This window comes from Planktotalea sp. (genome assembly GCF_039984035.1).
In the GTDB taxonomy this organism is placed as follows: domain Bacteria; phylum Pseudomonadota; class Alphaproteobacteria; order Rhodobacterales; family Rhodobacteraceae; genus Planktotalea.
In genome coordinates this window covers 1-6,975 of record NZ_JBDWVM010000365.1, presented here as the reverse complement: position 1 = coordinate 6,975, position 6,975 = coordinate 1, and the positions used below count along the sequence as shown (strand labels likewise).

Sequence of the window (6,975 nt, the reverse complement as noted above, 5' to 3'; positions counted from 1 at the left end):
CCATAGGTGATAACGCCCACGTCTTTGCCATCATGCATAACACGCGCGAACATTTCCATTTGATCCATGCTGTCGGATAGCTGAACGCCGAATATCTTGAAGCGTTCTTTGCCTTTGGCCGCATAGTGGTTTTCCGAACCGATGAAGCCTTCCTTGTCGGGAGAGACTGTAAAGTCGAGACCAAGTTCCCAAAGCGTGTCGCCGCATGGTTCGTCATCGAACGGGAAGGTTTCGGAGTTATCGCCCGGGTAGAACAGCAAATAGCTTTCAATACGCAGCATATCGAGCGTTGAGAACTGCGTCGGGCGCACGCCCATGTCTTTGCCCGCATCTAGAATGCTGTCCCAAAGATGGACCGCGTCTTTGGCACGGCAGAAAATTTCATAGCCACGCTCGCCCGTATAGCCCGTGCGCGAGATCATAACATCGCGGCCATAAAGACGCGTTTGCAGGATGCCGAAATAGGCCAGATCGCGAATGGCTGGAATTTCTTTGGCCAAGAGGTCAACCGCAACGGGGCCTTGCAGGGACATATCGTGCAGATCATCGTCAAAGAGGACCGAACAGTTCTTGCCTGCCGCAACGGTCGTGAGCTGCTCCATACCCGTGCCTGTGCCGTGCACAACCAGCCATGAATTCACCGCCATATGGTAAATGATGCAGTCATCGATAAACTTGCCCTCAGCATTCAACATGGAGGCATAGGTGGAGCGGCCCGGCGCAATCTTTTCAACGTTGCGGGTGGTCACGCGGTCAATGACATAGGCGGCATCAGGTCCGTTGACATGAACCTTTTTCAGACCAGACACATCCATAAGACCGGCTTTTGTACGGATCGCTTCATAATCCGCCTTGGCGCGTTCTGGTGTATGGTCATAGAACCAAGCGGTCCCCATGCCGTTCCAGTCTTCAAGTTCTCCGCCGATTTCGGCATGGCGCTGCGCGAGCGCCGATTGTCTCCAAAGAATAGCCATCGGATTTCCCTGTTTGTTATATGAGTCTTTGTTGAGATCATTCAGCCCGACGATGACTTAAAAATCAATATTTACATTCAACTTTTTTTCCTGTCAGGCAATTTTTGTTAAAAAAGGGGCCCGTGACAGGCCCCTTTCCTAAATTTTCAATCGACATGGATTACTTGTCGAACTTTTTAGCCTTCTCGGTTTCCGAGCGCTGTCCAATCACCAACACGGCGATACAAACGACCACTGCTAGGAATGTTGTGATGCCGGGTAGGGCGCCGCCCCATCCCATAAACATGGCACCGTCGACGCCACTCCAAGAGGCTTCGTCATATGGAAACATGTGTTTCTCCTTAGATTAGAAGTTTATTATTCAGCAGGTGTTGTTGCTGCATCTGTGCCCCATTCGGGGTAGCCATTTGCAGGAACTTTCACGAGATCCATACCCGCAAGCTCTGCGCCTTCACGGATACGAAGCATGCCGAACATCTTGAGAATGTAAGACACAACGTAACCAGGAACGTAGCCGAGCAGGAAGAAGACAACCGCGCCGATGATTTGACCCATCAGATTGATCGTAGCAACTTCGCCAGCTGCACCTTGAAGGGCAGGGAAGCCAGAGCCCCAAATGCCAAGCATCACGACGCCATAAAGACCAATCGTGCCGTGCACTGTGACTGCGCCAACCGCGTCGTCGATGCCGCGGCGTTCTAGCCAATCTGCGCAAGGCTTCAGGATGATACCAGCAGAGAAGGCGATCAAGAACGCGAGGGCAGGGTAATAGATATCCAGACCAGACGCGGTGGAAATAATCCCCGCAAGGGCGCCAGACATCATCCAGAATGGATCACGCGTGAAGAGCCATGCACCAATGATACCGCCCGCAACAGCCATCAGGATGTTAAAAGACAAAGCAGACAGGGTGATCGGCGTGCCGTAAATTGTCGACGGTTTGTCACCAAACCAGCTCCATGCTTCGCCCGGTACGATGACGCAGGCCATCAAGAAGCCCCAGAAACCGACGATGATCAGCATCAGGCCAGTAACCGTCAGTGGCATATTGTGACCAGCAATGTGGTTGGCAGAGCCATCCGCATTGAATTTGCCGATCCGTGGACCAAGGTTGATCAGAACGCCAAGGGCAAAGAAGCCTGCAACCGCGTGAACAAGTCCCGCTGCGCCGAAGTCGTGCACACCGAACTTTGTGACGAGCCAGCCATCTGCGTGCCAACCCCATGCGGCTGCAACAACCCAAGCGAATGAGCCGAGCACAACAGCAAGGATGATAAATCCAACCGTTTGGATACGTTCGATAACAGCGCCAGACATGATTGAAGCTGTAGTGGCAGCGAACAATGCAAAGGCCCCAAAGAAGACGCCAGACGCTTGGTCAGCGATATTTGGCCCCATATATTGCGCTGAGTCGCCCCAACCAAGTGCGATTGAGCTCGCATAAGCGGCGCCAGAAATTCCAGCAGGGCCTTCAGAGAAGGTGAGACCTGTTGGGAAACCCCAGTAGATCCACCATCCGAAGAAGTAGAAGGTTGGGATCATAAACGCGAAGGCGAGAATGTTCTTCACGCCGGAACTCAGTACGTTCTTGAGGCGCGAGGCGCCCATCTCATACGCTAAAAATCCCGCGTGAATGATGATCATCAACGGAATTGTTAGATAATAAAAGGTTTCAGCGAACATGGTGTTGGTGACTTTTGCACCTCCACTTGCCGCTTCAAGCTCGGCCACTTTGGCAACGAGCTCTGCGATTTGTTCTTCCACGGTTAGAACTCCCTTTGGCTGTCCAAATTAGACGCATCCCGATCTTGAGCGCCGGAATTACACGCGCAGACAAACATGAGTCTCAATTTCTGCAAAGAATTTTTTTGCCTATAGAGAAAAAAAGTTTCCTAACAGTTGAGCGTGAAAATCTTTGATGCTAGCGTCTGAGTCGAAAGCGGCGTGACGTGCGGCCGCGGTTTTAAGGAAAATAATATGTGCGGAATTGTCGGACTGTTCTTAAAGGACAAGGCGCTAGAGCCAAAGTTGGGTGAGATGCTGACATCGATGTTGATCACGATGACGGATCGTGGCCCCGATAGTGCTGGTATCGCGATTTACGGTGACGAAACAAAGGGTAAGGCAAAGATGACTGTCCAGTCAGATGCGCCTGAAACGGACTTTGTTGAGCTGGATAGCGCACTTGCAGATGCTCTTGGCGGGGCGGTCACGGTGGACGTGATCAGCACACATGCAGTGCTTTCAATTCCTGCAGGAAGCTTTGAAAAAGCGCGCGCTGCTCTCAGCGATTTGCGCCCAAATGTGCGCGTGATGAGCCGCGGTGATGTGCTGGAAATCTATAAAGAGGTAGGTCTTCCCAAAGACGTCGCTGCCCAATTTAGCGTCACTTCTATGTCGGGTAGCCACGGAATCGGGCACACGAGAATGGCGACCGAGTCTGCAATCACCACGATGGGGGCACATCCGTTCAACACGGGCGATGATCAATGCCTCGTTCATAATGGGTCCCTTTCGAACCACAATTCGTTGCGCCGCAAATTGCGCCGTGAAGGCATCCACATCGAAACTGAGAATGACACAGAGGTGGGTGCGGCTTACCTGACGTGGAAGATGCGCGAGGGCGCAACGCTTGGCGAGGCTTTGGAAAGCGCGCTCGATGATTTGGATGGTTTCTTCACATTCCTTGTGGGCACTAAGGACGGCTTTGGCGTCGTGCGCGATCCGATCGCGTGCAAACCTGCCGTCATGGCTGAAACGGATCAATATGTAGCTTTCGGGTCAGAATACCGCGCACTTGTTGACTTGCCCGGGATCGAAGACGCCCGTGTGTGGGAGCCCGAACCGGCCACCGTCTATTTCTGGAGCCACAACGCGGCGCCCACCAGCACAGAGAAAGCAGCCTAAGATGCAGACAGTAGATCTTCAGGAAATGGGCCTGCGCGGTGTGAACGCTGCACTTCATGCGCAGGCGGATGACACGAACCAGACCGCTTGGACCATTGAAAATGCAAAAGGTGCGCATGCAATTGCCTGCGGGCTTGATGCGCCGATCGAAGTCACCGTGAAAGGGTCCACGGGCTATTATTGCGGCGGCATGAACCAACAAGCGACGATCAAGATTGATGGGTCTGCGGGCCCGGGCACTGGCGAAAACATGATGTCCGGTAAAATTGTGATCGAAGGCGATGCCAGCCAATATTTAGGCGCGACCGCGCATGGCGGGTTGATCGTGGTTAAGGGCAATGCCTCCTCGCGTTGCGGGATTTCTATGAAGGGCGTGAATATCGTCGTTCAAGGAAACATCGGCCATATGTCTGCGTTTATGGGGCAGTCTGGCAACCTTGTGGTCTGCGGCGATGCGGGCGATGCGCTCGGGGATAGCTGTTATGAAGCACGCTTCTTTGTGCGTGGCAGTGTCAAAAGCCTCGGCGCGGATTGCGAAAAGAAAGAGATGCGCGATGAGCATCTCACCCTTTTGCAAGGTTTGCTGGATGAAGCGGGCATTGATGCGGATCCGAAAGACTTCACGCGCTACGGATCGGCGCGCAATCTTTACAACTTTGACGTCGATAATGCGGCTGATTACTAAGGGGCTCCTGAATGAGTACACATGATGACAAGGGTATCCCGTATACCACGCCTCGACAGTCGGCGACCTTCACGCAGGATATCAACTCGGATATCCGCCGTGCGGCAGAGACGGGGATTTATGATATCCGCGGGGGCGGCGCAAAACGCAAGGTTCCCAGTTTTGATGACCTACTGTTTATGGGCGCATCCATCTCGCGTTATCCATTGGAAGGCTATCGCGAGAAGTGCGAAACATCCGTTACAATTGGCGGGTTGAACGCGTCAAATCCTATTGAGCTTGATATCCCGGTCACGATTGCAGGAATGTCCTTTGGCGCTTTGTCTGCCCCAGCGAAGGAAGCATTGGGGCGCGGGGCTACAATGGCTGGGACCTCAACGACGACTGGCGATGGTGGCATGACACCTGAAGAGCGCGAAAGCTCTGCCAAACTGGTCTATCAGTATTTGCCATCGCGCTACGGCATGAACCCCAATGATCTGCGCAAAGCGGATGCGATTGAAATCGTGGTGGGCCAAGGTGCCAAGCCGGGTGGCGGCGGCATGTTGCTGGGGCAAAAGATCACGGATCGCGTGGCCGATATGCGCAATCTGCCTAAAGGGATCGATCAACGCTCTGCGTGTCGTCATCCTGACTGGACGGGGCCAGATGATCTTGAGATCAAGATTTTGGAGCTGCGCGAAATCACTGGGTGGAAGGTTCCAATCTATGTCAAAGTCGCTGGTGCGCGTCCTTATTATGACACTACCCTCGCTGTAAAGGCGGGCGCGGATGCCATCGTTCTGGATGGTATGCAGGGCGGCACCGCTGCGACGCAGGATGTGTTCATTGAACATGTGGGACAGCCAACGCTGGCCATAATCCGTCCTGCGGTTCAAGCGCTGCAAGACCTTGGCATGCATCGCAAAGTACAGCTTATCTTGTCTGGCGGCATTCGTTCGGGCGCAGATGTGGCGAAGGCGATGGCGCTTGGTGCGGATGCGGTCGCGATTGGCACGGCTGCGCTGATTGCGCTCGGCGATAATGATCCCAAGTGGGAAGCTGAGTACAACAAGCTTGGCACGACGGCAGGGGCCTATGATGACTGGCATGAGGGCAAAGACCCCGCAGGCATCACAACCCAAGACCCCGAGCTCATGAAGCGGTTCGATCCGGTCGAGGGTGGTCGCCGTTTGCGCAATTACCTCAAGGTGATGACGCTCGAGGCGCAAACGATTGCGCGGGCGTGCGGGAAGAACCATCTGCACAATCTTGAGCCTGAAGACTTGGTTGCGCTCACAATGGAAGCCGCTGCAATGGCGCGCGTTCCGCTGTGCGGCACCGATTGGTACCCAGGTAAATCAGGCACCAATTTCTAAAGTTAAATCAAAGGCGCGGTCACATCATGGCACGCGCCTTTTTCTATAAAAAAGACGACAGGGAAAAAGCTATGACAACGGATCTGGCAAAATTCGCCGAAGACAATGGCGTTAAGTATTTTATGATTTCATTCACCGATTTGTTCGGTGGGCAACGGGCCAAGCTGGTTCCAGCTCGGGCGATTGCGGATATGCAAGAGGATGGCGCGGGCTTCGCTGGGTTTGCGACTTGGCTTGATCTAACACCTGCGCACCCTGACATGCTCGCGGTGCCTGATCCTGAGGCTGTGATTATCCTGCCATGGAACAAAGAGATCGCGTGGGTGCCTGCGGATTGCGTCATGGAAGGCGAGCCGGTCGAGCAAGCCCCGCGCAACGTTTTACGCAAGCTCATCGCAGAAGCGGCCGAAGAGGGCATGCACGTCAAAACGGGTATTGAGGCGGAATTCTTCCTGCTGACACCTGAAGGCGATCAGATCAGCGATAGCTTCGATACGGCGGCGAAACCGTGCTATGATCAACAAGCGTTTATGCGCCGTTTGGATGTGATCCGCGAGATATCCGATAACATGCTGGAGCTCGGTTGGAACCCGTATCAAAACGATCATGAAGACGCGAATGGCCAGTGGGAAATGAACTGGGATTTCGATGATGCGTTGAAGACGGCGGATAAGCACAGCTTCTTCAAGTTCATGACCAAATGCGTCGCCGAAAAGCATGGGTATCGCGCGACCTTTATGCCAAAGCCGATCGAGGGGCTTACGGGCAACGGGTGTCATGCGCATATCTCGGTTTGGGATGCACCGGGTGCTGCTGCGAAGACCAACGTATTCGCGATGGACGCCAATGATAGCAGCCAAACAGCTGAGCTGGGCCTGTCTGAGAAGGGGCGTCATTTCCTTGGCGGGATTATGAAACATGCCTCTGCCTTGGCCGCGATCACCAATCCGACGGTGAACAGCTACAAACGCATCAACGCGCCGCGCACGATGTCTGGCGCAACATGGGCGCCTAATACTGTAACGTGGACAGGCAACAACCGCACACATAT

General features: G+C 53.9%; 7 protein-coding genes. 4 read left to right on the top strand and 3 right to left on the bottom strand.

Features of this window, described 5'->3' with window-relative positions; all coding sequences use genetic code 11:
* The 3 genes from ABJQ89_RS16320 to ABJQ89_RS16310 all read right to left on the bottom strand — a co-directional run.
* A partial coding sequence (locus ABJQ89_RS16320) for an aminomethyltransferase family protein (RefSeq protein ID WP_348497217.1) occupies window positions 1–974 on the bottom strand: 974 nt, incomplete at its 3' end.
* 160 nt (window positions 975–1,134) lie between these two features.
* Complete coding sequence (locus tag ABJQ89_RS16315) at window positions 1,135–1,305, bottom strand: hypothetical protein (protein ID WP_348497216.1); 171 nt, start codon at window positions 1,303–1,305, stop codon at window positions 1,135–1,137.
* Between the two features lie 26 nt (window positions 1,306–1,331).
* Window positions 1,332–2,738, bottom strand: coding sequence for an ammonium transporter (locus ABJQ89_RS16310; protein WP_348497215.1), 1,407 nt, complete (start codon window positions 2,736–2,738; stop codon window positions 1,332–1,334).
* Between the two features lie 213 nt (window positions 2,739–2,951).
* Between ABJQ89_RS16310 and ABJQ89_RS16305 the strand changes: the two genes are divergently transcribed.
* The 4 genes from ABJQ89_RS16305 to glnT form a co-directional block, all read left to right on the top strand.
* A complete protein-coding gene (locus ABJQ89_RS16305; RefSeq protein WP_348497214.1) occupies window positions 2,952–3,881 on the top strand; it encodes a glutamine amidotransferase family protein in 930 nt (309 codons plus the stop codon).
* Between the two features lies 1 nt (window position 3,882).
* Complete coding sequence (locus ABJQ89_RS16300) at window positions 3,883–4,566, top strand: protein GlxC (protein WP_348497213.1); 684 nt, start codon at window positions 3,883–3,885, stop codon at window positions 4,564–4,566.
* An 11-nt stretch (window positions 4,567–4,577) separates the two neighbouring features.
* On the top strand, window positions 4,578–5,924 hold the full coding sequence (locus ABJQ89_RS16295; RefSeq protein ID WP_348497212.1) for an FMN-binding glutamate synthase family protein: 1,347 nt from the start codon (window positions 4,578–4,580) through the stop codon (window positions 5,922–5,924).
* A 71-nt stretch (window positions 5,925–5,995) separates the two neighbouring features.
* On the top strand, window positions 5,996–6,975 hold a 980-nt coding region (glnT, locus tag ABJQ89_RS16290; protein WP_348497211.1), incomplete at its 3' end, for a type III glutamate--ammonia ligase.